The sequence below is a fragment of the Bacteroides sp. CACC 737 genome (assembly GCF_013874375.1).
In the GTDB taxonomy this organism is placed as follows: Bacteria; Bacteroidota; Bacteroidia; order Bacteroidales; family Bacteroidaceae; genus Bacteroides; species Bacteroides uniformis.
This window is the reverse complement of the sequence record NZ_CP059408.1, coordinates 1,539,911-1,564,922: the sequence shown is the minus strand read 5'-3', so window position 1 is coordinate 1,564,922 and position 25,012 is coordinate 1,539,911. Positions and strand designations below refer to the sequence as shown.

Here is a 25,012-nt window from a genome sequence, read left to right as displayed (position 1 = left end):
CTGTACTAACTTTAATGGACGGGCGAGGAAATATGCGACTGACGGAATATGTATATGGTCAATCAGAATATTGGTTGTCCTGCCCCCTTTGTCCGTAGTGTATGTTTTTAACATTATCGCTATCCCTGTTCCATTCCGGAATTTCATACTTGGCCTTAATGCTCGTAGTGATTCGTTTTATATCCTCATTAACTTTTTGGCGGGTCAGTTTTGCATACAATTGTGTTGTACTGATATCTTTGTGCCCCATCATCTTACAGACTGATTCCAATGGAACACCTTGGGAAAGAGTAATCAACGAACCGAAATTATGCCTGGCCATATGAAATGTTATCCGTTTGTCTATTTCGCATCGCTCCGCCAGTTTCTTGAAGTTGGCCGTCAATGCCGAACGTGCCGGAACTTTGAAAATCCTGTCATCCACACGTTGTTCCTTGTATTTGTCCATAATCTGTTGTGGTAAGTCAAGAACCTGAATGACACATTCGCTTTTCGTCTTTTGCCTGTTGAACCGTACCCATAGTTTGCCGTCTTCTGTGCGGTAAAAATGATCTTCCCGTAAATTGCGGAGGTCTATATACGAGATTCCTGTGAAGCTGCTGAACACAAACAGGTCTCTCACATAACACAAGAATTTCTCTTGTATCGGTGTGCTCATCAGGCGTTTCAGTTCATCCGCTTCCAAATGACGGTGTTTCTTGATCGCCTTTTCCGGGAAATAACCCGAAAAGGGATTCTTGTGTATCGTTCCTTGCGCAATGGCTCTCTTGACGATGGTTTTCAACATGACGGTAAACCCTTCAATAGTGGAAAGAGAGCGTTTGAGGTCTACTCTCATATAGGAATCGTACTTTTCAATGAAGCTGTAATCCAATTGTCTGAGTGCGATATCATCGGCATTGTAATACTTCCGGATAAACTTCTTCAATCTGTTATATGAAGAATGATGGTTGTGCAGTGTGCCGTAAGAACGTGTCAGCCCAACCTGTTTGGAGAGTTCCTCGATATATTCCTGATACAGTTCCAATAAATTACGTTTTCTTGTACCGATACCGCTAATGGCGTTCTTTACAAGTTCCGCTGTTATATACCCTTGTTCCGAAAGTATCTCATCATAATAGCGGTGTATGTCTGCCGTCAGTTTCTCTATGGCACAGTTGATTTTCTGAACTTCACGGTTTTTCCCTTTAAGTCTGTATCTTTTGGTATCCCATAATGCAGGGTCTATATCCATCTTTGCGGAGAATTGCGCCACTTCCGTATTTATGGATATCCTGCCCATAAGGGGGCACAGACCGTTCTTTTTCACCTTCTGCTTGTTGATATAAAACAGAACGGCAAACGTGCTGTATGTTGTTTTCCTATTGTTCATACTCTATCCGGTCTTTGTGGACAATTATCGGCCAAAATGAATTTTTCTCTTATCCTGACTTGCAAATCATCCATATCTGCGCCGATCTTTTCTTGGGTAAGGTGGGCGTATATACGGGTGCTTTTCCAACTTCGGTGTCCCAGCAGTTCACGGACCGTATCCATTGGAACACCTTGGGACAGAGTGATTAACGAGGCATACGTGTGCCGGGCTTGATGGAATGTCAGGCAACGCTCTATCCCACAGTATTTTGCAATCTTTTTAAGATTAATGTTTGTCTTGCTGCAACTCAACATCGGGAACAGCCTGCCTTGGTCGGATATGCCGCAATACTTCTTTATCAATTGTAATGGAAGCTCCATCAAAGGAATATGGCAAGGCGTTCCTGTCTTCTTTCTCGCTGTATGTATCCACCATACACCGTCTTCGGCCTGTTTCATATTTTCGGGTGTCAAGTTGCGGAGGTCGCTGAACGCCAATCCGGTCATGCAGGAAAATATGAAGATATCACGTACCAGATTCATATTGTCTTTTGGCAAGGGAGTCTTGAGAATCAGATTGAATTCCTTTTCGGACAGGCATTTGGCGACAAGAGGTTCTGTCAGATACTTGTAATCCATGAACGGGTCTTGTTTGATGAGTCCGTTATCCATTGCGGACTTGATTACCAGATGCAGCCGTGCCATAATATTGACAATGGTATTACTGGTCATCTTCAAGTCGGCACGGAGGTACAAGTCGAATGCTTTCACAAATGTCGGGTTCAAGGATTGGAACGCCATATCCCTTACCTTGTATTTCTTTTGAAGAAAATTCTTTAGGTGGTTCAGTGCCACACAATACCGTTTATAGGTGTCGATGGAACGGTTGACACCCACTTTCTTGTAGAATTTCTCATTGAGATGCTCGTAATGTTTAACCAGCGTATCTTGCTCGGATGCGATTCCTTGAAAAGTGTTTTTCACATCAACGGCAAGGACATTGTCGCTTTTCAGTTGCAGATCTTTGTATGCGGAATGTATGGCCACACATAATTTGTCCAGTTCTGCATTGGCGTTTAATGCCGCCTTGCTTTTCCCTTTGACCCTGCCGGACTTTACATCCCACAACTTTTCCTGAATATACACTTTGGCACTGAACTGTACCATTGATGTTCCGATTCGTATCCGTCCCAAAACAGGGACGGTTCCATCGGCTCTCGTCTCATTTTTCTTTAGATAGAAAGTTACTTTTAATTCATTCATAATCAGCTCTATTTTTAATTGCAAATTTACATGCTTTAGAGCTAATCATTGATATGCAAAAGACTGACAATCGGTGAAATAGAATCTCATAAAGAGAAAATTTAATGCCGTTCTACGAAAAATCACTCACGTATCATTGGAAACCCATTGCTTTCAGGTAGTTCCAGCCTTAAAAGCAGGTGTTTCCGGATACTCAAACAGGTAATGCATTCGTAACGGAACACTTTCACATTTATGCCATTTTTCGCATTTCAGCCACTTGTTTTGAAAGGGAAGAATATAGCAGATTTCACTGCTTGTCAGATAGTTATGCAAATTCTCAAGAGTTTGCGTTTTGGATATACGATTTAGCAACCATTCGCTCTCGTTACCTTTCGTTTCCCTGCACTTTAGCATTGGAGAGGTCTTCATCGGTTTTCCTCATAAGTCATTGAACATCAGTTTTGCCATCATCATTTATTCGTTTCTGATTGATTTTTCCAGAGATATGTAATATATTTGTACACACATCAATGATTTTAAACTAAAAGACAAACAATATGGATAAAGATTCAAAGCAAGTAGTGGTTCTTCTGACACATCCCAATATAAAAGAGTCGCGAGCTAACAAGGCATTGATGGATGCTATTAGTGACATGGAAGAGGTGGCCATATACAATTTATATGAGATGCATGTGGAAGATGCTTTTAATGCAGAGATATGGAGCACTATCATATCGCATGCATCTGCGCTTGTATTTCAGTTTCCGTTCTATTGGATGTCGGCTCCTTCTTTATTGAAGAAATGGTTGGATGAAGTATTTACATATCTGGCAAAAACTCCTGCTGTGGCTGGTAAGACATTGATGGTGGTCACTACTGCCGGCTCTGAACATGATGCTTATAGAAGCGGAGGAAGAAATCGTTTTACGGTGGATGAGTTGTTAAGACCTTATCAAGTAAGTGCTGTACATGCCGGAATGGTATGGCAAACTCCTCTTGTAGTCTATGGAATGGGGACCTCGGAAGCTAGTAAAAATATAGCAGAAGGGATAAATTGCTATAAGCAAAGAATTGAAGCATTGGTGAAGAAAGACATTTCCAGTGATAATTGGTAATAGTAGGACCATATCGAAATGGAACATCTTTTTCATTTTTGAATGTTTGTTTTTCTCTTCATATTTTTCTAAAATCCTGATTTTAAGCAATAAATAAAATATTGTATGAGTTGGCATATTTCTTGTGTTAACTCATACATGAAACTTTATATTATATCAAACAGATTACCCGTTAAGGTTACCAAAGAGGATGAAACGTTCGTGTTTTCACGAAGTGAAGGCGGACTGGCTACCGGTTTGGACTCACTTCAGATTTCCTACGAAAAACATTGGATTGGATGGCCTGGAATATGCGTTGACAACGAAGATAGTAAAGAGGAAATCACTTCTAGATTGGAAGGAATAAATTTCCACCCAGTATTCTTGTCCGAAACACAGATAAAGAATTATTATGAAGGCTATAGTAATAGTACTATCTGGCCATTATGTCACTACTTTTTTGTTTATACGCTGTATCGGAACTCTTTCTGGCAATCGTATCAGGAAGTGAACCAGTTGTTCTGCGATGCCATTTGCCGCGTGATACGTCCAGGTGATAAGGTGTGGATTCAAGACTATCAGTTAATGCTGCTTCCCGGAATGCTTCGGAAGGTTTACCCGGATTTGAATATCGGATATTTCCATCATATCCCTTTTCCTTCCTATGAACTTTTCCGGATATTACCGGAACGTGCAGAAATCCTGAAAGGATTATTGGGTGCTGACTTTATAGCTTTCCATACTCATGACTATATGCGGCATTTTATCAGTGCTGTCGAACGGGTATTGCGTATTGACTTTAAACTGGACGAAGCACAACTCGGGAATAGAGTAGTTAGGACCGATGCTCTTCCTATGGGAATCAACTACGGACTGTATCACAATGCTTCTTCCAGACCGGAAGTATGGCGGGCGATAGACCGTACACGGAAATTTTTCGGAAATCATAAGTTGATTCTTTCTGTAGACCGCTTGGATTATAGCAAAGGCATTCTGCACCGTTTATGGGGATTTGCTGCCTTTTTAGAATGTCATCCTGAATATTGTGGAAAAGTTACATTGGCAATGGTCATTGTTCCATCACGTGACCATGTAGATAGTTATGCTGAGCTAAAAAACAAGATTGACGAAGAAATAGGTTCTATAAACGGACAGTATTCTACGATGGACTGGACTCCGGTTTGCTATTTCTACCACGGTTTTTCATTTGAAGAACTGGTGGCAATGTACTATATAGCTGATGTAGCTTTGGTAACTCCACTTCGTGATGGCATGAATTTGGTTGCCAAGGAATATGTAGCCTCGAAAAATAATAATCCGGGTGTTTTGATTTTGAGTGAAATGGCAGGTGCAGCTATTGAGATGACGGATGCATTGTTGATTAACCCCAATGACACTGAGGAGATAAAGCAGGCCATTTGTCGGGCTTTGGAGATGCCCGAACAGGAACAACTGAAACGCTTGCAACACATGCAGAAAATTATTTCCGTACAAACGGTTAATAAGTGGGCGGCAGACTTTGTAAGTGAATGGAGCGATACGTGCCGTAAGAATGAACTGCTTCGTAAGAAAAGGATATCTGTTGGTATTATTGGTGCCATCAAAATGAAATATAACCAGGCTAAGCAACGGCTTATCTTGCTGGATTATGACGGAACGTTGGCGTCGCTCAAGACACGACCGGAAAATGCTAAGCCCGCCCCTGAACTCATTGCCACATTGCAGAAGCTGGTTTCCGACCCGGCCAACCATGTTGTTGTTAATAGTGGTCGCGACCAGTTTACTTTAGAAAAATGGTTGGGAAATTTACCTATTGCAATGGCTGCGGAACATGGTGCTTTCTATAAGGAAAATGGCATCTGGCACAAAAACATAAACAAAGCGGAATGGAGTTCCGGATTGGTGTCCATCTTGAAGCTTTTTGTCGAAAAGACACCTCGTTCCCACCTTGAAGTCAAGGAAACGACTTTGGCATGGCATTACCGGGAAAGTGATGCATGGTTAGGAGCTTTGCGGGCACAGCAACTTATCAATGTGCTGGTTAACATCTGTATACAGCAAAAGCTGCAAATCATACAAGGAGATTAAGTGGTGGAGATTAAGTCTCCCGATTATAATAAAGGTTCCGAAGTGAGACGCCAGTTGGAAAAGAAACATTATGACTTTATCATAGCTATGGGAGATGATACTACGGATGAAGATATGTTCAAAGCTTTGCCGGTGAATGCAGTGACAATCAAGGTGGGATATGTGTCGGAGGCAGCAAGCTATAATATGCCATCACAAACGGAAGTCCTGCCTTTTCTTCAAATTCTGGCGAACAAGAAAGACATGAAACAACCCATTGGCGAGAATGTCAAAACGAGCTTGAAAGGGGTATTCGATTTTTTCAGAGACTTGTTAAAAACAAAATAGTAAAAATGAGTAATTTAAATTATGGGGTAGTAGGCAATTGTCGGACTGCCGCACTTATATCCGAAAAAGGCAGCATAGACTGGTTGTGTTTTCCCGATTTTGATTCTTCGTCTATCTTTGCATCACTACTTGATCGGGAAAGAGGAGGAAGTTTTGGATTTGACGTTACAGAAGACTATCATATCTCACAATCTTACGTTCCTCACACTAACATATTGTCTACTTCTTTTTCTTCGAAAGAGGGAGAATTTGTCGTACTTGATTACATGCCTTATTACCGTTCCTGCGAAAATACCCATTATCTTCCGGCAGAATTGTATCGATATGTGAGGTGGATAAAAGGTAAGCCCCGTTTCAAAGTAAACTATGTCCCTGCTCCCAATTATGCGCAAGGTAAAGTGATTCATAATGTCACTTCTGAATTTATAGAAAGCTATTGTTCTTCTGATAATAAAGATAGACAATATTTGTATTCTTCCCTTCCTTTGCAGGACATCGAACAGAAAAAAGAAATTATATTGGAAAAAGATGAGTTCTTTCTTTTGTCATACAATGAAAAGGTCATTCCGGTGGATATTGAACGGGAAAAAATTGAATATTGCCGTACTTTGGTTTATTGGCTTAATTGGACCAACCGTACTAAGAAATATTCTCTCTATAATGATGTGATAGAAAGAAGCATGCTGGTTTTGAAACTGATGTCTTACTATAACGGAGCCGTACTGGCCGCCCTTACTACCAATTTGCCTGAATCCGTCGGCGAAGTACGTAATTGGGATTATCGGTTCTGTTGGTTAAGGGATGCCTCCATGTCTATCGAAACTTTGTTCCAGATAGGCCATATAGGAGCAGCAAGACGTTTTATGAAGTTCATACAGTCCACTTTCGTATCCAAGCACGAATCCTATCAGATAATGTACGGCATTCGGGGAGAAAGGCAGCTGACCGAGATTATTCTGGAGCATTTGTCCGGATATAAGAATTCCAAACCAGTACGGATAGGTAATGATGCTTACCATCAAAAGCAGAATGACTCGTTCGGTTATCTGATGGATTTGATTTACCAGTACTATCGGCTGATGCCCGGTACATTAGACGAAATAGAGGATATGTGGGAAATGGTAAAGAGCATTCTTTCCACGGTAATGGAAGATTGGAAGAAACCAGATAAGGGGATATGGGAAATCAGAGGAGAAAGCCGCCATTTTGTTTCATCCAAAGTGATGTGTTGGGTGGCTTTGGACCGTGGTGCAAAGATAGCTTCCATGCTCAATAAATACGGTTATAGTGAACGTTGGCAAAAGGAAGCTGACAAGGTATGGCAGGATGTAATGACATATGGATGGAAGGAAGAACTTCAAAGTTTCTCGCAGACTTATGATAATATGGCAATGGATTCCTCTTTGCTGTTGATGGAACCTTACGGTTTTATTGCAGCAGACGATATCCGATACCATAAGACAGTGAAGGCTGTGAAAAAAGCTCTTTTGCATAAGGGATTGATGTACCGGTATAACAGCGAAGATGATTTCGGGCTTCCTTCTTCGGCTTTTACCATTTGCACTTTTTGGCTGATACGTGCACTTTTTGTTATCGGAGAAAAGGAAGAAGCCCGTTGTTTGTTTGATGATGTTCTGACATGTTCCAATCATTTGGGGTTATTCAGTGAGGATATTGATTTTAATACGAAGGAACAACTGGGGAATTTTCCACAAGCTTATTCGCATTTGGCATTAGTCAATACGGCTATTCTGTTTGCAGAAGAAAATAAGAGATTGGCTTTTATCCGGCCGTAACGAGGAGGGGAACTTAATTAATACTGCAAATGGGAGCATTTTGTATTTGTCCTTCTTTCTTTCGTTTTTAATTCCATTGAATGATGATACCTTTCTTTTTTTATGTATTTTTGCATAAATAAAATTTCACTATTTCGGCAGTTGTTTTGTACTCATATCGCTGATATAGTTTAGGAACTCAAAATAAAGGATTATCATGTTACGGAAGATTAGACTGACTTTTGCAATGATTTGCTTTGTACTCATCACCTTGTTGTTCCTTGATTTTACGGGAACGTTGCATGGGTGGTTCGGCTGGTTGGCCAAAATCCAGTTTTTGCCGGCTGTATTGGCGCTAAATGTGGGAGTGATATTGTTTCTTGTAATTCTCACTTTGGTATGCGGGCGTATCTATTGTTCTGTGATTTGCCCCTTAGGGGTATTTCAGGATATACTGGCATGGCTGGGCCGGCAACCTAAAAAACGCAGGAAGCTTCCTTACTCTTATTCTCCGGCCTTATCTTGGCTGCGCTATGGCGTATTGGGTGTGTTTATCATTGCTTTGATTGCCGGAATTGGTTCATTGGCTGCTCTACTTGCACCCTATAGTGCATACGGACGTATTGCCAATAATCTTTTTCAACCTATATGGCAATGGGGCAACAATCTGCTTGCTTATCTGGCTGAACGGGCAGACAGTTATGCCTTTTATGAAACGGATGTATGGTTGAAGAGCCTGCCGACTTTTATTATTGCTGCCGCTACTTTGGCTGTGCTTGTTGTTCTGGCCGGACGCAACGGACGAACCTATTGTAATACGATTTGCCCGGTAGGAACGGTCTTGGGCTTCCTTTCACGTTATTCGCTTTTCCGCATCACAATAGATTCGGAAAAGTGCAACCAATGCAGTCTTTGTTCACGCAACTGCAAGGCAGCCTGCATCAACTTTAAGGAGCATCAGATTGATGCAAGCCGGTGTGTGGTTTGCATGAACTGCATTGAGAAGTGCAAGCATGGAGCCATTTCCTACAAGTATCATCCTTTCGGCAAACCTGCTGCGGGCAAGGCTAATTCGGAACAGATAAACGAAACCCGCCGCAGTTTTTTCACAGCAACGGCTCTGGTTGCAGCCACTTCTGTTTTAAAAGCGCAGGAAAAGAAAGTAGACGGAGGACTGGCAGCCATTGAGGATAAGAAGATTCCCGAGCGAAGCACTCCCCTCACTCCTCCCGGCTCATTGAGTGCCCGCAATATGGCGCAACACTGCACGGCCTGCCAGCTCTGTGTGTCGGCATGTCCCAATCAGGTTCTTCGTCCTTCTGCGGACTTAAGGAAATTGATGCAGCCGGAAATGTCATACGAACGCGGCTATTGCAGACCGGAATGTACAAAATGTTCGGAGGTATGTCCTACAGGAGCTATCCGCCCGATAATCAAAGTTGATAAATCATCCGTTCAGATAGGGCATGCCGTGTGGGTAAAGAAAAATTGCATACCACTGACGGATGGTGTGCAGTGTGGCAACTGTGCACGCCATTGCCCGACGGGAGCCATACAAATGGTGCCGAGTATACCTGAAGACAAGGATTCTCCAAAGATTCCGGTAATCAATGTGGAGCGCTGTATCGGCTGCGGGGCATGCGAGAATCTTTGTCCGGCCCGTCCGTTCAGTGCCATCTATGTGGAAGGGCATGAAAGACATCGGATTATATAACAAAGTAGAATTTCTATAAGTATGGAAGAACATCATAAAAACAATATGAACCGTCGTGATTTCTTGAAGATAGTGGGGATTACAGCCGCCACATCTACTGCTGCCCTCTATGGATGTGGTTCTAAGGAAGGGAGCAGTGAAGGTAGTAAAGCGTTGGGTCCCATTCCGACGGATAAAATGACCTATCGTAGTTTTCCCGGTTTGGGGAGTGACAAAGTTTCTATTTTAGGATATGGTTGTATGCGCTGGCCTACCGTTCCTGCTCCGGATGGAAAAGGGGAAATGATAGACCAGGATGCTGTGAACGAACTGGTGGATTATGCCATTGCCCATGGTGTGAATTATTTCGATACGTCTCCGATGTATGTACAAGGATGGAGTGAGAAGTCTACGGGAATAGCTCTGAAACGCCACCCGCGCGAATCGTTCTATCTTGCCACCAAACTATCCAATTTTCATCCTGATACCTGGACTCGCGAGGGTTCCATTGCCATGTACCGTAAGTCATTCGAGGATATGCAGGTGGACTATATAGACTACTATCTGCTACACATGATTGGTGGCGGTGGCATGGAGCAATTCCGCAAACGCTACATAGACAACGGTATGATTGATTTTCTTGTCAAGGAGCGTGAAGCAGGACGCATCCGCCGTTTGGGATGGTCGTTCCACGGCGATATCGAAGTCTATGACTATGCCTTGCAGATGCATGACCGTGGTGAAGTTCATTGGGATTTTGTACAAATACAGTTGAATTATGTGGACTGGAAACATGCTTCGGGCAGCAACTTCAAGGCAGAGTATCTGTATGACGAGCTGGCCAAGCGTAAGATCCCTGCTGTCATTATGGAGCCTCTGCTGGGTGGGCGGCTCTCCAATGTCCCCGACCATATTGTGGCACGGCTGAAGCAGCGCGAACCCGAACGCAGTGTGGCGTCTTGGGCATTCCGTTATGCCGGTTCTCCCCAGGATGTACTGACAGTGCTGAGCGGCATGACTTATATGGAACATTTGCAGGATAACATCCGTACTTACTCTCCATTGGTACCACTCACAGAAGAAGAAACTCAGTATCTGTATGATACGGCAGATTTGATGATGGAGTACCCCACCATACCTTGCAACGACTGCAAGTACTGCATGCCTTGCCCGTATGGAATTGACATTCCTGCCATCTTGATACATTACAATAAATGTGTCAATGAAGGAAATGTGCCGGAAAGCAGCCAGGATGAGAATTATCGGAAAGCACGCCGTGCTTTTCTCGTAGGATATGACCGAAGTGTACCCAAACTGAGACAGGCCGACCATTGTACCGGGTGCAACCAGTGTTCTCCGCATTGCCCGCAAACGATTGATATTCCCAAAGAACTGCATCGTATTGACAAATTTGTAGAACAGTTGAAACAAGAGACTTTATAAAATGGAGAGTATCATTGACATACTGCACAAGAGAGGATACTCTTGTGTTATGAAGAACCGGGAGGAAGTCCGTACTTTCACCCAACGGGGAGTAGCGGATTTGTATGATTTGTACCAGGCAGATTCTGCATTTATGAAGGGGGCTGCCATTGCCGATAAGGTTATAGGGAAAGGTGCCGCTGCTTTGATGGTACTGGGAGGCTTTAAAACGGTCTATGCCGATATAATCAGCACTCCTGCGCTGGCATTGCTGTGCGAAGCAGGAATTGAAACGACTTTTGCCCAAGAGGTTCCCCATATCATTAACCGTGACAAGACCGGCTGGTGCCCGTTGGAGACGGCTTGCATGGAGCTGAATACGGTAGAGGAGATGTATCCAGTGATTCAGAATTTTATATCAAGAATCAGGGCAAAATAGCAACAGCCTGCTCTCTTTCCCTGATTACCTGATGCCTTTCTCTTCCAGCATCTTGAAGTCTTCCTTGAGCATACCGACATCATCCAGTGTGCGGGCTTCATTGTGGTCGTTCAGATAGACTCTGGGTCTTTCGATAAACAGAGCGCTGGTGACAGATAAAGAGTCATTCCGGTATGGGGTCTCCACTCCACCTATTTCCAGCATTGTCTGGAAGAATGAGGCACTGGAAGATACATTCTTCTGCCTATTGGCTTGTGCGGCCTCCAATAACGATGGGTATCTCTGCCGGTAGTTGTCGGACATCCAAATAAAGAATGGCACATGTATCTGATAATAGGAAGGTACCGGTGAGGCATGCAGAAAGAGATGCCGGTTGTCATCGAAAATATCTTCTCCATGGTCTGAAGTGTATATCAAGGCAGAATTGACATGTTGTTTTTGAAGCATATCTATCAGACGAACCAGAAAATTATCCGTGTAGCGGATAGAATTATCATAGGCATTGATCAGGTTGTCTTTGTATTTCACTTCCGCGTCAACGGGCATGTCCGGCAGGAAGAAAGCCTGCTCTGCCGGATAGCGCTCTTTATAATTGAAATGAGAACCGTAAGTGTGGAGAACTATAAATTGCCTGGAAACTCCTTTGCCCAGTTCTTTTGCTACCAGTTTCAACAGTTTGTCATCAGAGGGGTTGTAATTGGAATCCCCCACATCTTCTTTAATGAAATCATACGTGTCGGCTTCTTTGCCGAAGAAATCTATAAATGAGTGGTTATAGCGCTGGTTCGAGAAAAAGGCGGTCTGATAACCGGCTTCCTTGAATGCTGTGATAATCCCTTTTTGATAATAGATGGAATCAAAACTGGAAGCACTGACCGGTGACAGCAACATCGGAACACTCTTGTGGGTGGTGTTTGATTCTGTCAGCACATGGCTGAAAGCTGTCAGTCCGCCAATGCCCGACAGTCCCGGGTTAGTTTCCCGTTCATAGCCGTACAAAGCCCAGTTGCATGCCCGTGAGGTTTCTCCCACCACCATTACATATACTTCCCTTTCATCAGCCTGATGAGTACTTCTAGCATGAAAGGTAAAATCTTTAGAGGTCTTGTGATAATTCCGCGTTTGGGCCGTCCGTTGAAAGGCAAGTGCTATGTTGTAGCATACGTTGGCAGGATACAGTTCGGATTTCAGCTCATACCGGTCATCTGTCAAATAAGCACTGCCTAAGGATAATATTCCGGCAGACAGCACATACAGAGTGCGACGGCGAGCTTGCCGGATGAATGCTTCGGACAGTCTGCGTTTGTGTACAATGGATATGGTTGCCAGAATTAATGCAGGTATATAGAGCACTACCACAATAACGATGGCAGGTATCAGATTGTCCAGCAGTTCCAGCGCCTCGCTTGAATTGGTTGTCACCAGATTCAGAAACATATCCACTGCGATAATGGACTGACCGAAAAGATATAGTAATACAAGCTGGAAGGCTCCGAAGAAGATGAATGGAAATAGCAGCCAGAATGTCCTGCCACAGTTTCTCGACCAAGCCATTACAGCATAATATATAGAAAGGGGTAGCAGGATATTACATATCTTTGCCGTCCATGATATGGGTTCTGTAAAGCATAGCACTACATTGGGCACTATCAGAATGACCAGAAACAGATAGAACAAATGTTCCTGATTGTCGAACCATTTTTTTATGTCTCTAAAAAGCTTCATTGATATTGAATATAAATCCGGTCTGGTGTTTGCCAAAACCTAAATCCAAACGTACGTTTACTCTCTTTTTGAACTCCCAGCGGTAGCCGAAACCATAATTAGGAAGAATATGCCTGGCCTCCAATTCCGAGAAATTCGGGAATATGGTTCCCGCCCCTACCCATACGGCAACTCCATTTCGCTTCCATACATGTTGGCGTAGTTCCAGCTGGGCATCCATTGCACACTTGTCACGGTAGCGTCCCTCATAATAGCCACGCATAGAATAGGAACTTCCCAATGTTGCCATCAGTCCCCAGGGCGGATTTCCGTAGTTCAGCAGAGTATGGAACTGGCCTGCCAACACCCCACCCTTCCACACGGACTGGTAATAGCTGGTCGTCAGTTCCGTATTGCTGAATGCGTATTTATTTCCCCAAAAGGCCGGACTGAAGCGCTGGTCTATCCGTAGGTAATATCCTTTATAGGCATTTGTCAGAAAATCGCGTGAATCATACAACAAGGAAAAACCCAAGCTCACGTTGGTGCTGCGCGCTTTCATTCCTTTCCATAATTCCGGTTTTTCAAAGTCATGCCCATACACGTAATCAAATGCTGTCATTGAACCGATATAAAAGTTACGTGCCATCCGGAACATGAAGTCCACCTTAACCTGCGCTTGAAAGCGATCGTATTCACTCTCATTGTCATCATTGGCTCCATTGTCATATCCTTGTCCCCAGTAAAGGCTTGGGAAAGAATAGAAATACAGATTGTAGTTCAACCGGTATTTGTCTTGGGGAAACAGATGGTTTCCACGTACTCCCAGCAAATAGAATCCCACCGTGGAGACATCCCCATACAGAGAGACATTGGACGGAGGGAGAATACTATCGTTCCGGTCGGTACGGTAGAGTCCTGCCGCCACCAGTCCGATTCCAAATTTGGTGTCACTGGAATAATGAGGCCCGCCTATAATGCTGAAATCAAATTTTTTGTTTTTCTTTTCTTTGTTGGCATCGTTGAAGTAATTCAAAATTTTTTCGAAAAAACTGCGTTTCTAGAGAAGCGAGTCTATCGGATACGTAGAAATTGAGTCCACAGAGTTTTTTGCTTCTGCAGGGTGTGTTTGTGCATGAACAGCCGTTTCTGTAATCAGCATCAATATTGGTAATATCCATTTTGTCAATTTAGTGTCCATTTGCTTGTAGAAAACTTCCGTGGCAAAGTTTGTTTTATGTTCTTACAACAATGTTACCCTTCTTTTTGTTTCCTATTTTTCTCTTTTATGTTCATTTCTACATTGCATGTGGGGTTCACTCTTTTTAACCACATCATTTATAGAGCTTTCCTCAGTTATACTGTTATTTTAAATTCTGAACGGTTTCGTCTAACCGTTTGATGAATAAACATTTAACGGAGTATCTGAAAAGTAATGGTAACGACTAGGAAACCGTGCGATTTTCAGCGTTTTGCGGTGTTTTACTATCAAATAACTCTTTCAGGTGCAAAGATACGACAAATCTTTGATATAGTATCCAATACAAACAGTATTCGCCATTTTTTGCCTTTCGATATATACCTATTTGCTTATGCCGTTATTTTTTGCAGATTTGGATAAAAAAGGAAAGGCAAAATTCAGGAAGCATTGAAATTCTTTACTTTAGTTAGTGCAAAAATCGAATAATTTATTGTAACTTTGCAGCGGATTCGGTGTGCATATAATACCATCCCAATTAAGATAAGTCGCAACATATATAGTGGTTTTCAATATGATTATGAACAATTGTACAATATTAACAGGTAAAAACACCGTTAATATTGCATATCATAAACCTTGGTAATTTTTCCACATTCAAATCTAATTAATTCGATTTGAATGTCATTGTCTTTGTAATCCGGCATGCTATTTCAGGCTTGTCGAGAGATTTTTTGTGCTATAAAATCAAGAAACATTCAAAAGATAAAAGGAAAAATTCAAATGGAAAAAATCAGAAATTGGAAACAAGATTTCTATACAATATGGGCGGGGCAAGCTGTGTCCCTGATAACAAGTGGGGTTCTTCAAATGGCCATCATCTGGCATCTGACAAATACAACAGGGTCTGCGATGGTGTTGTCAATGGCGACCTTGGTTGGGTTTCTACCTCAAGCGGTTTTAGGTTCTGCAATCGGAGTACTTGTTGACCGCTGGAACCGGAAAATGGTCATGATTGGTGCAGATGTCATCATAGCTTGTGCTGGACTGGTACTTACCGTAATTTCCCTGTCAGCGGAACTACCTGTATGGATAGTAATGCTCATCCTCTTCATTAGAAGCGTTGGCACTGCATTCCATTCCCCTGCGTTAAGTGCGGTAACACCTCTTTTAGTGCCTGAAGAACAGTTAGTCAAATGTGCCGGCTACACCCAGTCCATCCAATCGGCAAGTTTCATCCTAAGTCCGGCAATTGCCGCTTTTCTCTATGCAAAATGGGGGTTGAATTCTGCGGTTGCCCTTGACGTATTCGGAGCAATAATTGCCTGTATCACTGTTGCAATGGTTCACATCCCAAAACAACCGATTGAAGCGCTGCAGCAAGAAAACTTTTTCACCGAACTGCGCATTGGCTATAACGCAATACGACAAAATAAAGCTCTTTTCACATTGCTTTGGATAGGAGCAATCAATATGTTCATTTATATGCCAATCAATGCGCTATTTCCGCTGATGAGTATGAATTATTTCGAGGGAAGTACCTTGCATGCTTCCGTGGTGGAAATTGTTTTTGCAGTTGGTATGTTGTTGGGCGGACTTCTATTGGGCGCATGGGGAGGTTTCAAAAAGCGCATGGCAAATATCATCGGCTCTATCTTTCTTATGGGAGTGTCATTGACTGTTTCCGGCTTGCTACCAACCAATGGTTTTATGATATTTGCGATATGTTGTACGTTGATGGGCTTTTCTGCCCCATTCTATAATGGAGTACAGACCGCGCTATTTCAAGAACAGATACAACCCGAGTATTTAGGGCGTGTTTTCGGACTTCTTGGCAGCATCATGTCGTTTGCCATGCCGCTTGGGTTGGTAGTGTCGGGTGCATTTGCAGACCAAATCGGGGTAAACCGTTGGTTTTTGTTCTCAGGTATGGCTATTCTGCTTCTCGCTATAATAGCCTTATGTCTTCCACAACTTAGAAAGGTCGACAATCAAAAACAAAAATCATGATTTATGAAACGTAACTAAATCTAAACAGCAATAAGCCTCTGATAGGGAAATACGATTATCGGAGGCTTATTGCAATCTGTTTTAACTACTTATGTAATTCCTCTACTTTTCCTTTGTGGTTGAATTGGCTGTCGTATGCTCTGCCGTAGCCTGTCGAACTGTTCCCTGAACCATTCGCCTATGGGCTGGCGGTTGATTACGAGTGTCAGTTTAGACTTGTCCGCAGGGTCTTTCACCACTTGAAAGCCTGCTCTTTCTGTCGTAAAACTCCGATTATGTTCCTCCGAATAAAGTTTGCCCTCGTATATCAAAGGCTTACCATAAGTCAATGTCGTGGTCTGCCTTTCATTGAACCCGACAAGGCGGCACAGGCTCTCTATTCTCATAATTTCCTTTGCCATAGGAAACCATGCACACAGCTTTTCGATAATGCGTTTCAAACCTGATACTTCATCTTTGTGTCTGACACTTTTTTCCGCCATCTCCTTACGGTGATTCTGCTGTATTTCCAACAACTGGCGGTTGTGCTCGGTTTGCATCGTGTGTATGCGGTTTTGCAGTATCTCAATGGTTTCCTCATGGGTGGCAACTTCCCGATACAGGGCGGTGTTCTCCCTTTCCAAAGTCTTGACCTTGTTGCTCCCGAAAAGAGAACCGACACTTTCAGCTATGTTGGTCGCTGCGGTGGTGGCTGCACCTTTCAGTTTCTCGGTCTGTACCTCTTTCTTGGCTTGTCTGAGTTCCTGTTCGGTTTCGGTTTTCTGCTCCTGTAACCGCTTGTTTTCTGCATCAAGGGCAGCGTTCTTTTTCTGTATGTCCCGATAATACTGTGTCGTGGTGGTGTGCCGTGCTTCGGAACCTCGCACACCTCGCTGTAATCCGTATTTAGCCATAACCCTTGCATAATTGTCGTGGTACGCAATCAAGGTCTGACGGTTGAACAGGTCATCGGCACACAAACGGACGGTATTTGCTTTCTTGTGATACTTCCGTTTGCCGTCTTCCTGCTCTTTCTTGGCTTTGCGCCTTTCACCTGTCACGATGGGAACAATGGCTGCATGGATATGCGGTGTCTTCTCGTCCATGTGAAGATGGGCGGCAACCACGTTCTCCCTGCCGAATGTGGCTTGCAGCCATTGGATGCTGTCGCTGCACCATTCGTCAAGTCTTCCGTTTTCCTGTATGTCCATCATGTCCTCATGTGTTCCCGACAGAACCACTCGGACTACACGGACTTGGTCATGTGTAATCTTCCGCTTGATGCCTGCCGTGTTCAGCCTGTGGGCAATCGCTTCATCCCTGCCATGAACGCCATCGGGGTATTCTATAAGTACCCTGTTCAGATGCGTTCTTGTCGGGTCTGCGTTTTTAGGTATGATTCTTCTCTCTATATGGTCGGATTGTACGGTGTCCGATGAACCTTTTGCTTTCTTTATGTCCAATGAAAAATATCCCATGTAGTTTGATTTTTACGGTTATTGTTATGAGTGTATTCTCTGCCTGTGGCATTGGCTCTCAGGGTTTCCAAAGGGATTTCCCTTTGGCTCGATAGGGAGTTTTTAGCATTACCGTGTAATGCGTGAAGAAAACGCCCTATTGAGCTATGGTATTTCTGTCTAAATACCCTTGGGAAAGCGAACCTGTTCCCCTCTATATTTTCAGCCCTTTCTTTTTCGGTGGCTGCATCATCCGCCTTGCGGATTGTACTTGCTTCTCCTCCTTTATCGGCTCTGTCGATTGGGACAAGAGTTTTTTGCACAGGTACTCGTTCAAGTCATTATACCCTGCATAGTGAACCGACATATCCTGCAAGCGGTCACCCAACATCCGTTGCAGGTTGGCGTATGCGTTCCGTCCTGCTGTGTCATTGTCAAGGAAACAGCCGATTCGGGTATAGGTTGCCAATATGCTTTCCGCTTTCGAGAGGTTGGAAACGGAGTTGAGAATGACGTAATCCTGTGCATTCAATCGTGGGTGTTGCGGATTGTTCTTTACTCGGATGGTCAGGAACGAGAGATAATCCATGAAGCCCTCGAAAAGATAACAGACGGTTCGTGGCTCTTTTTGCTGTCGGATATGGGTGATGTCCTTCGGGGCGACACATCCCTTGAAGTATCTATTACGCACTTCATACCCTCTTGCCATATTCGGGAAGCCGATGGCGAAATAGGGTTTGTCGGCATTCTCAAACCGCAGTTCCTTACACTCCCTTTTGGCGAGTTCAATGTCTATCCCCCTTTCTTGCAGATAGGCAATGAGCGCAGGTGATGACAGCTCGCCAACTCTTAATACCCGATAAGTGCGGTTGTCGGATTGCTGCTTGCCAAAAGAAAACGATGCAGGGCGGATGTATGGTGTCCGTTCCTCTATGCGCTTCAACAGGCAGGTTACATCTTCCGTATGGTAGAGTTCCGCTGCCAATGCGATGATGTTACCGCCCTTGCCAAGTCCAAAATCGTACCATTTGTTGAGTTCTGTGTTTACCTTGAAAGATGCGTCCGTTTCCTCTCTCAGCGGTGATTTGTACCAAAAGCTGCTGCCCTGTTGCTTGACGGGCGTGTAACCCAAACTTTGCAGATAGTCTGCGATTCTGATTTGTTTAACTTCTTGTATGTTCATGATATTCTATAGATTTGATGATGATTGTAAAAACGTTGATTTGTTGAATGGCTTATATAACACATTTATTTACAGAAAGATATTTGCTCAACATCTTCTCAACAAACCACTCGCCAAAAGAGAAATCAACAATCGGGTGCTGTTCCTCTCTCAACTTCTCTTTTCGATTGTTGAGATTTTGTTGAGAGTGTATATTGTTTATTGTCAGCATAGTTATATCCTTATTCATCAATTCAACAAAAAAAAGAATGATATTACAGGGATTCAAGTTGTTCCCTCGTGACAGAATAGAAACGACCGACCCGTTTTACAGGCTCATACCGACACTCCCGATTGTAGTTGAATTGGTAGGTGGTATAGGTCAGTCCGTTGGGTGCAGGCGTAAGTTTCCAACACTCCTGCAACACCTTTCGGACTTGGTGCTTCTCCACTTTTACCTGCGAGTGTACCAGCAACAGAAGAATGTCGTTGTAGCAGAACGAGAATGTGTCCGTGCCGACACTATCCATGATGTCAAGTATCAGCTCGTGCATCTCTATCTCCAGTCGGTTACGGTTGCTGCGGATTATCTTCTGCAAGGCTTCGGTATGCAACAGCGATGGAGCAAACCACATACGGCTTTCCTTTTCGGTGGATAGTGTTCTGTGTTGCAGGAAATGAAGAAAGGCGGGTATCTCCGCTTTCAGCTTTTGCAGGAAGTCGGTATCATCAGACTGCAAGCGGTCTATCTTGCGTACCCAATAGCGTGTTTCCCCTGCATCAATGATTACAGGCAAGTACTCGTTGTTGGAGCATAGCACGAACTTGGCGAAAAACGCTATCTCGTCACGGTCTTTGCCTTTGGCTTCCACCTTGTAGGAAAGTGTGGTGCTTAGGTTCTTCAACCGCTCGCTGTCCTCCCTACGGTTGAGCAGCACCTCGTCCACCACGATAAGCAGTTTGCCGGCCCAGTCGGAATTGAATTGGCTACGGAAATCCTCGTTGGTGTTAAAGGTTACATTGTTCTGAAATAGGAGTTTTAGAAAATTCAGAAATGTGCTTTTGCCTGTGTTGCGTTCCTCTGATACCAACAGCAGGATAGGCAGCTTTTGAATGGGGTACAAGTAGAGCAGTTGTAGGTAGTCCATGCCCAACTCGTATTGCTCCCCGAAGATGTGACCTACCAAAGATTGGATATGCGAGAAATCGCCCTCTTTAGGTTGGTGGTCTATCGGTTCATAGAGGTTAAGGAACTTGCCGACCACGGGATGGTAGCCGATGTGTTCGGGTACGGTGCAGAAGCCGTCATACTTGGGAACGCTGCCGATGTAGTCCTTGCCGTAGTCTTGGCGCAGGGTTTCGTTGTTCCATGCTATGCGTTTCCTTACATACCCTCCGTTCAGTTTGGGCTGCTCCACAATCTTGTAAAGCGTAGTCCCCACTCGGATGAATTCCTCCTTTGCCATGCCACCATCCGATGGCGGTCTGTGGCTGTCTTGTTGTTTGTTAGCTGACATAATCAAATGGTTTTAAGTTTGAAAAATACCAGCTACAAAAGTATAAGCATTTATCGGATAAGTTGTTACGCAAAACGCGGCAGAACGGTGACAAATAGCCCCCGAAGAAAAAACTTTCAATGGTTTGGAACGGAAGTCGGGCAGGACAGACGAAAAAACTCCCAAAAAACGAATGTGGGGATTACGCTTTTCGGGAGAAAAAATTGGAGTTCCTGTTGATATGTCGGTCAGATTATATGCTGACACGCTGGCTTGATTACTCTATTCGTGACTGAATGAATGGATTCCGTCAGTCGTGCAACCAATTCAGCTACGAGAAGTATTCGGCTTTGGCTATGCCGTTGGTGTTCAGCGAAAAGAAGATGCTTGTTTTCTCTTTTCGCAAGTACAGTCTTTCAAGAACGGCATTGCGCACCTGCTTCGCACTGTATGTGCCGATACGGAACGCAAGGGCGATTATCGTTTCAAGGCTGTAAACCTCCATGCTGCACTTGTCGGACAGTCGGATGGTATGCCTTATCTCACACTCATTCAGAATGCCGTTCTTGCAGAGTGTCTTTATCCCTGCCCTGATAGTCGGGGCGGTTACATTGAACAACTCGCAAAGCTCCCACTCACTCATGGCGGTTGCCTGTATATCTTTCGGCATAACTACATTGCCGAACTCGTTCATTGTTATGATGTTTCTTTCCTCTTTCATTATCGTTTGATTTAAGGGTTACTGAATGGCATTGCAAATGTTCTTTTCCATATCCTCCAGTTTGTGCGACAATGTTTCCATATCCTGACTAATCTTTTGGGCTGTGATTTGTAGGCTCGGCAAACAACGCCTTTCCGCTTTACAGCGGTAGGTTTTCGTTTGCCTGCCCCCGAACCGTACTTACACGTCTCCATGTATACGGCTCTCCATCTGTAACATCATCTTACTTGACACATCTCTGGATTTTTGCGTTACACTCCGCACATACAACCAAAGTCTTTCTGTGCATGTAGAGCATTTTGCGTTCCCAGTCATTTTTACCTTTTAACTCTTTGAGTGTGCGGACATGGTGCATTACCACTTCTCCGTGCTTGCCACATAGTTCGCACGTTTTTGTTGTAAGCCTTTCTATCAGACTCAACGATGGCGTTTTGAACATGTACGGCAGATTGTCACTTGGGGCTGTTTCACAATCCGTTTTGCGGGCATATCCCTCATTATAGAATACCCTGTACTTGGTTTCTCCTCCCTTGTTTACAAAAGGCACTGCAAAGAGATTGTCCTTGCGGTATCTTTCAATGACTTTTCTCACTGACATATTCAGCTTTTGAGCAAGAGTTTTGTACATGGAGAACTTCATAATACAGCCGAAAGAGCGTCCCAAAGCCGATGCATTGTTTGCTATTGAGTAATAGTTGTAGAACCCTCGTATTTCGGTATTAAACTGAGATACAATCTCGTGCGCTTCATTGTCAATCATATAAGTCCTGCCTTTTGACACCCATGTCTCCTTGCCGTGTTTGGTGACAACTTTCATGGCTTCGAGGCTGAGCAGCTTGTTCTTGATTACTTCTCTTGAAACGTGCAATATCACGTTCCCATTGAAGTATCTGCGCACTGTTCCGTTACTGTTTCTCTTTGTGGCATAGTCTTTACGGACATATATTTCGTAACCCAAAAATTTTGCGCTGTCTTGTGCATTTGTAATCAAAGTCTTTTCCTGTGACATCTCCAGCCTTAACTTTTCCTGCATAAACTTAGTGATGTCAGCTTTGATTCTCTCACATTCGTTTTTCGTTCCGATAACTCCGATAAGGAAATCATCGGCATAGCGCACGTATTTCAACCTGCGAAAGTTTACATCCATATCATTGCCACTTGGCATTGTAAGTATCAGCTTCTGCTTTTCGTGCAGTTCTTCTACCATCCTTGTTCTTACGTTTACATCCTCTACTTCATTTATCCTACGTTTTAGGTAGTGTACTCTGCTGTTGAGTTTGCAAATGCCCTTGTTTCGGCTTCTTACTGTCCCTTTATTGAATTTCTTGGCATATTCATCCATGTACTTATCGAACTTGTCAAGGTATATGTTTGCCAAAATAGGGCTTATGATACCACCTTGCGGTGTCCCTGAATAAGTCTTGTTGAATTGCCACTCTTCCATGTACCCTGCATTGAGGAATTTCCGTATCAGACGAAGAAATCTGTCGTCTGCTATTCTGCCTTTCATTATTTCTATCAGCACATTATGGTCTATGTTGTCAAAGAAGCCTTTTATATCTCCCTCGATGAACCATTTTGCACCGTTGAAATTGTTTTGTAGACTTTTCAGTGCTGTGTGGCAGCTTCGGTTTGGTCTGAAACCGTGCGATGTCCACTCAAAGTGTCCCTCATATATGGCTTCAAGCACCATTCTTACTACCTCTTGAACCAATTTGTCTTCAAAAGACGGTATTCCTAGCGGACGCATCTTCCCATTCTTTTTCGGAATGTAAGTTCTCTTTGCAGGATTGGGACTATAAGTCTCATCCTTTATACTCTCTATGAGTTTGTTTATCCTGTCAATGCTCATTTCATCCTCAGTTTTGCCATCTGTGCCGGGTGTCATGTTGCCCGGCTTTGCACACATACGTTGGTAGGCGACAAAGAACATCTGTTCATTGAATAGAATACGGTAAAGCCTTTCGTATTTATACTCGGGCTCATTGCTGTGTCCAGCTAAAATGTTTAATACTTGCTCTGGATTTCTCATACGTCTCTCACGTTTTCCGTTGTTTGTATTAAAGTTACAGACTACTTCCCTTCGCCATGTACAAGGCTTTCCCCTGCTCAGACTACTACGGAAGTTCCGTTACCATATCGGATATTCAAAAGCTTTCTTTATAGCTGTTTGTTCCAGCGTTCCGACTTAGGTAATCCCCAGTTAGTTCTCTTAATAACTATTAGCACGACATACTGTCGGATGCGACTTTCGTTCTTGTCCGCTTATTGCGGCTGTGTCATAGTCGGTTCTTTATGCTCTGCACTAACGCACAAAATAGGCAGAGTACTATGAAACAACGTATGTATAATAGTCTTCCGTTGTTGCAAGATTTGGTACCACTGAACTATCATTCAACCAATCAAGGCTTCATCCTTATGTATGTCTTTTCGTCTTGCCCCTCAGTCGCCACCTGACTATTAGTGGACTTGGAGCTTTAATCAGTATGCTACACTCCCCATCGGGTTTCCCCTTTGGATAAACTGATTGACGATAGGATTATATCGAACCCAATCCTAACTTCTTGCTAAAGAAGTATTTATTAAGCGACCATTCTGGGCGCACTTGCGTAAATTTGGGTCGTTTTTATGTTGGTATGTCCCAAAAGTCGGCTGACGGTTTCAATGGGTACTCCGTTGGATAACAGCACAGTGGTCGCTGCCGAATGTCTTGCTACATGATAGGTCAAGTGGACTTTTATACCGCACAACTTGGCAATGGCTTTCAGCTTCTTGTTGCAAGTCGTGTTACTCGGCATGGGGAATACTTTATTATCTCTTGTCATACCCCTGTACTTCTCTATTATCTTTCGGGGAACATCCAACAATCGGATATTGGATTCCGTGTTAGTTTTCTTTCTTCGGGTGATAATCCACAGATTTCCGTCAAAGAATGTTTGCAGGTTGTCTTCCGTAAGGTTCTTGACATCGGAATATGCCAAACCTGTAAAGGTGGAGAACAGAAATAAATCCCTGACAAGCTCGTGTGTCTTGTCGGGCATATCGGTGTTCATCATTGTGTGTATCTCCTCTCTCGTAATATACCCTCTGTCCACGCTTTCGGGAGAGTTGATGTACCCTGCAAAGGGATTGAACGGCAGACGACCGTCATTCCTCGCTATGGAAATAATGTGTTTCAGCACAATCATGTAGCCCCAAATGGTATTGGTGCGGCATTTTTTCTCAGTACGCAGGAAATACTCGAAGTCGTTGATGAACGAGAGGTTCAACTCTTTTAACGGAATATCTTCACGCTTGTAGGTATGGGGTAGGAACTCACGGATGTGCTTGCAGACGGTAACATAACGTCGGAATGTTCCTTTTGCCCTGCTGTGTCCCACTTTCTTGGCAAATTCGCTGTTGTGTTGTTCAAACAGTTTTAGCAAGGTTTCCTGTTTGATACCGATGCCGAGATAGGCATCTTTCAACTTGGCAGCAGTGACATAACCGTCCGTCTGCATCAACTCTTGATAACGGCGGTTTATCTCCACTCTGATTTTGTCAACGGCACGGTTGATTCTTTGCGCTTCGGCACTCTTACCCGAAGCACGGTTGTTCTTCACGTCCCACAGGCGCAAGGGAACATCCATCTTGCAACTGAACTGCTTAATCTCTCCGTCCACCGTAATGCGACACATCAAAGGCAGGTTGCCGTTGGGTTTCTCACTGCCTTTCTTCACGTAGAACAATACCTTAAATGTACTTCTCATAACTCACTTTTTTTTGGTTACAAAATTAATTCATAGTGAGTTACCGACAGATACGACACATAACGCCAAACGATGCAAAATTTAGGTTTCGCAAGAAATT

At 43.6% G+C, this 25,012-nt stretch carries 14 protein-coding genes and 3 pseudogenes; 7 read left to right on the top strand and 10 right to left on the bottom strand.

Annotated elements, in window-relative coordinates; translation table 11 throughout:
* Nucleotides 1–58: 58 nt before the first annotated feature.
* Entirely contained in the window at nt 59–1,372 is a 1,314-nt protein-coding gene (locus H1A11_RS06775; protein ID WP_181757918.1) for a site-specific integrase, read from the bottom strand.
* Complete coding sequence (locus H1A11_RS06770; protein ID WP_181757917.1) at nt 1,369–2,616, bottom strand: site-specific integrase; 1,248 nt, start codon at nt 2,614–2,616, stop codon at nt 1,369–1,371. Before H1A11_RS06770 ends, H1A11_RS06775 begins: the two co-directional genes overlap by 4 nt.
* Nucleotides 2,617–3,155: 539 nt before the next feature.
* Here H1A11_RS06770 and H1A11_RS06765 point away from each other — a divergent pair.
* The 6 genes and pseudogenes from H1A11_RS06765 to H1A11_RS06740 all read left to right on the top strand — a co-directional run bounded on the left by H1A11_RS06765 (nt 3,156) and on the right by H1A11_RS06740 (nt 11,436).
* Nucleotides 3,156–3,713 carry an NAD(P)H-dependent oxidoreductase gene (locus tag H1A11_RS06765; protein ID WP_181757916.1) on the top strand — a complete coding sequence of 186 codons (558 nt, stop codon included), beginning with the start codon at nt 3,156–3,158 and terminating at the stop codon, nt 3,711–3,713.
* 138 nt (nt 3,714–3,851) lie between these two features.
* Nucleotides 3,852–6,107, top strand: a pseudogene (locus H1A11_RS06760) (bifunctional alpha,alpha-trehalose-phosphate synthase (UDP-forming)/trehalose-phosphatase).
* Nucleotides 6,108–6,112: 5 nt separating this feature from the next.
* Entirely contained in the window at nt 6,113–7,903 is a 1,791-nt protein-coding gene (locus H1A11_RS06755; RefSeq protein WP_181757915.1) for a glycoside hydrolase family 15 protein, read from the top strand.
* Between the two features lie 196 nt (nt 7,904–8,099).
* A complete protein-coding gene (locus tag H1A11_RS06750; protein WP_117599628.1) occupies nt 8,100–9,596 on the top strand; it encodes a 4Fe-4S binding protein in 1,497 nt (498 codons plus the stop codon).
* Nucleotides 9,597–9,617: 21 nt separating this feature from the next.
* Entirely contained in the window at nt 9,618–11,018 is a 1,401-nt protein-coding gene (locus tag H1A11_RS06745) for an aldo/keto reductase (RefSeq protein ID WP_117599627.1), read from the top strand.
* Nucleotide 11,019: 1 nt separating this feature from the next.
* Nucleotides 11,020–11,436, top strand: coding sequence for a DUF1893 domain-containing protein (locus tag H1A11_RS06740; protein WP_181757914.1), 417 nt, complete (start codon nt 11,020–11,022; stop codon nt 11,434–11,436).
* Between the two features lie 24 nt (nt 11,437–11,460).
* Here the strand turns inward: H1A11_RS06740 and H1A11_RS06735 are convergent, their stop codons facing one another.
* Together H1A11_RS06735 and H1A11_RS06730 are read right to left on the bottom strand one after the other, a co-directional pair.
* Nucleotides 11,461–13,161 (bottom strand): lipid A phosphoethanolamine transferase, encoded by a 1,701-nt coding sequence (locus tag H1A11_RS06735; RefSeq protein WP_117599626.1) that lies wholly within the window; start codon nt 13,159–13,161, stop codon nt 11,461–11,463.
* Nucleotides 13,148–14,341: pseudogene (locus H1A11_RS06730) on the bottom strand (BamA/TamA family outer membrane protein). The gene H1A11_RS06735 and the pseudogene H1A11_RS06730 overlap by 14 nt, the downstream one beginning before the upstream one ends.
* A 780-nt stretch (nt 14,342–15,121) precedes the next feature.
* On the opposite strand from H1A11_RS06730, the gene H1A11_RS06725 reads away from it, so the two are divergent.
* Nucleotides 15,122–16,348 (top strand): MFS transporter, encoded by a 1,227-nt coding sequence (locus H1A11_RS06725; protein WP_016564142.1) that lies wholly within the window; start codon nt 15,122–15,124, stop codon nt 16,346–16,348.
* An 89-nt stretch (nt 16,349–16,437) separates the two neighbouring features.
* Here the strand turns inward: H1A11_RS06725 and mobV are convergent, their stop codons facing one another.
* The 6 genes and pseudogenes from mobV to H1A11_RS06695 form a co-directional block, all read right to left on the bottom strand.
* Nucleotides 16,438–17,805, bottom strand: coding sequence for a MobV family relaxase (gene mobV / locus H1A11_RS06720; protein ID WP_022508104.1), 1,368 nt, complete (start codon nt 17,803–17,805; stop codon nt 16,438–16,440).
* A gap of 193 nt (nt 17,806–17,998) precedes the next feature.
* Nucleotides 17,999–18,967: a toprim domain-containing protein gene (locus H1A11_RS06715; protein ID WP_016564201.1), complete on the bottom strand. Its 969-nt coding sequence runs from the start codon at nt 18,965–18,967 to the stop codon at nt 17,999–18,001.
* Nucleotides 18,968–19,221: 254 nt separating this feature from the next.
* Nucleotides 19,222–20,463 carry a primase-helicase family protein gene (locus H1A11_RS06710; RefSeq protein ID WP_016564203.1) on the bottom strand — a complete coding sequence of 414 codons (1,242 nt, stop codon included), beginning with the start codon at nt 20,461–20,463 and terminating at the stop codon, nt 19,222–19,224.
* Between the two features lie 310 nt (nt 20,464–20,773).
* Nucleotides 20,774–21,163, bottom strand: coding sequence for a hypothetical protein (locus tag H1A11_RS06705; protein ID WP_016564204.1), 390 nt, complete (start codon nt 21,161–21,163; stop codon nt 20,774–20,776).
* 223 nt (nt 21,164–21,386) lie between these two features.
* On the bottom strand, nt 21,387–23,195 hold the full coding sequence (gene ltrA / locus H1A11_RS06700) for a group II intron reverse transcriptase/maturase (protein WP_181757913.1): 1,809 nt from the start codon (nt 23,193–23,195) through the stop codon (nt 21,387–21,389).
* A gap of 574 nt (nt 23,196–23,769) precedes the next feature.
* A pseudogene (locus H1A11_RS06695) lies at nt 23,770–24,912 on the bottom strand (site-specific integrase); the annotation flags it as partial.
* Nucleotides 24,913–25,012 lie beyond the last annotated feature (100 nt).

Bases quoted from the DNA above. Each gene is read 5' to 3' on its own strand.
- H1A11_RS06775 (WP_181757918.1), bottom strand. From the start codon at position 1,372: ATGAACAATAGGAAAACAACATACAGCACGTTTGCCGTTCTGTTTTAT.
- H1A11_RS06770 (WP_181757917.1), bottom strand. From the start codon at position 2,616: ATGAATGAATTAAAAGTAACTTTCTATCTAAAGAAAAATGAGACGAGA.
- H1A11_RS06765 (WP_181757916.1), top strand. From the start codon at position 3,156: ATGGATAAAGATTCAAAGCAAGTAGTGGTTCTTCTGACACATCCCAAT.
- H1A11_RS06755 (WP_181757915.1), top strand. From the start codon at position 6,113: ATGAGTAATTTAAATTATGGGGTAGTAGGCAATTGTCGGACTGCCGCA.
- H1A11_RS06750 (WP_117599628.1), top strand. From the start codon at position 8,100: ATGTTACGGAAGATTAGACTGACTTTTGCAATGATTTGCTTTGTACTC.
- H1A11_RS06745 (WP_117599627.1), top strand. From the start codon at position 9,618: ATGGAAGAACATCATAAAAACAATATGAACCGTCGTGATTTCTTGAAG.
- H1A11_RS06740 (WP_181757914.1), top strand. From the start codon at position 11,020: ATGGAGAGTATCATTGACATACTGCACAAGAGAGGATACTCTTGTGTT.
- H1A11_RS06735 (WP_117599626.1), bottom strand. From the start codon at position 13,161: ATGAAGCTTTTTAGAGACATAAAAAAATGGTTCGACAATCAGGAACAT.
- H1A11_RS06725 (WP_016564142.1), top strand. From the start codon at position 15,122: ATGGAAAAAATCAGAAATTGGAAACAAGATTTCTATACAATATGGGCG.
- mobV (WP_022508104.1), bottom strand. From the start codon at position 17,805: ATGGGATATTTTTCATTGGACATAAAGAAAGCAAAAGGTTCATCGGAC.
- H1A11_RS06715 (WP_016564201.1), bottom strand. From the start codon at position 18,967: ATGAACATACAAGAAGTTAAACAAATCAGAATCGCAGACTATCTGCAA.
- H1A11_RS06710 (WP_016564203.1), bottom strand. From the start codon at position 20,463: ATGTCAGCTAACAAACAACAAGACAGCCACAGACCGCCATCGGATGGT.
- H1A11_RS06705 (WP_016564204.1), bottom strand. From the start codon at position 21,163: ATGAAAGAGGAAAGAAACATCATAACAATGAACGAGTTCGGCAATGTA.
- ltrA (WP_181757913.1), bottom strand. From the start codon at position 23,195: ATGAGAAATCCAGAGCAAGTATTAAACATTTTAGCTGGACACAGCAAT.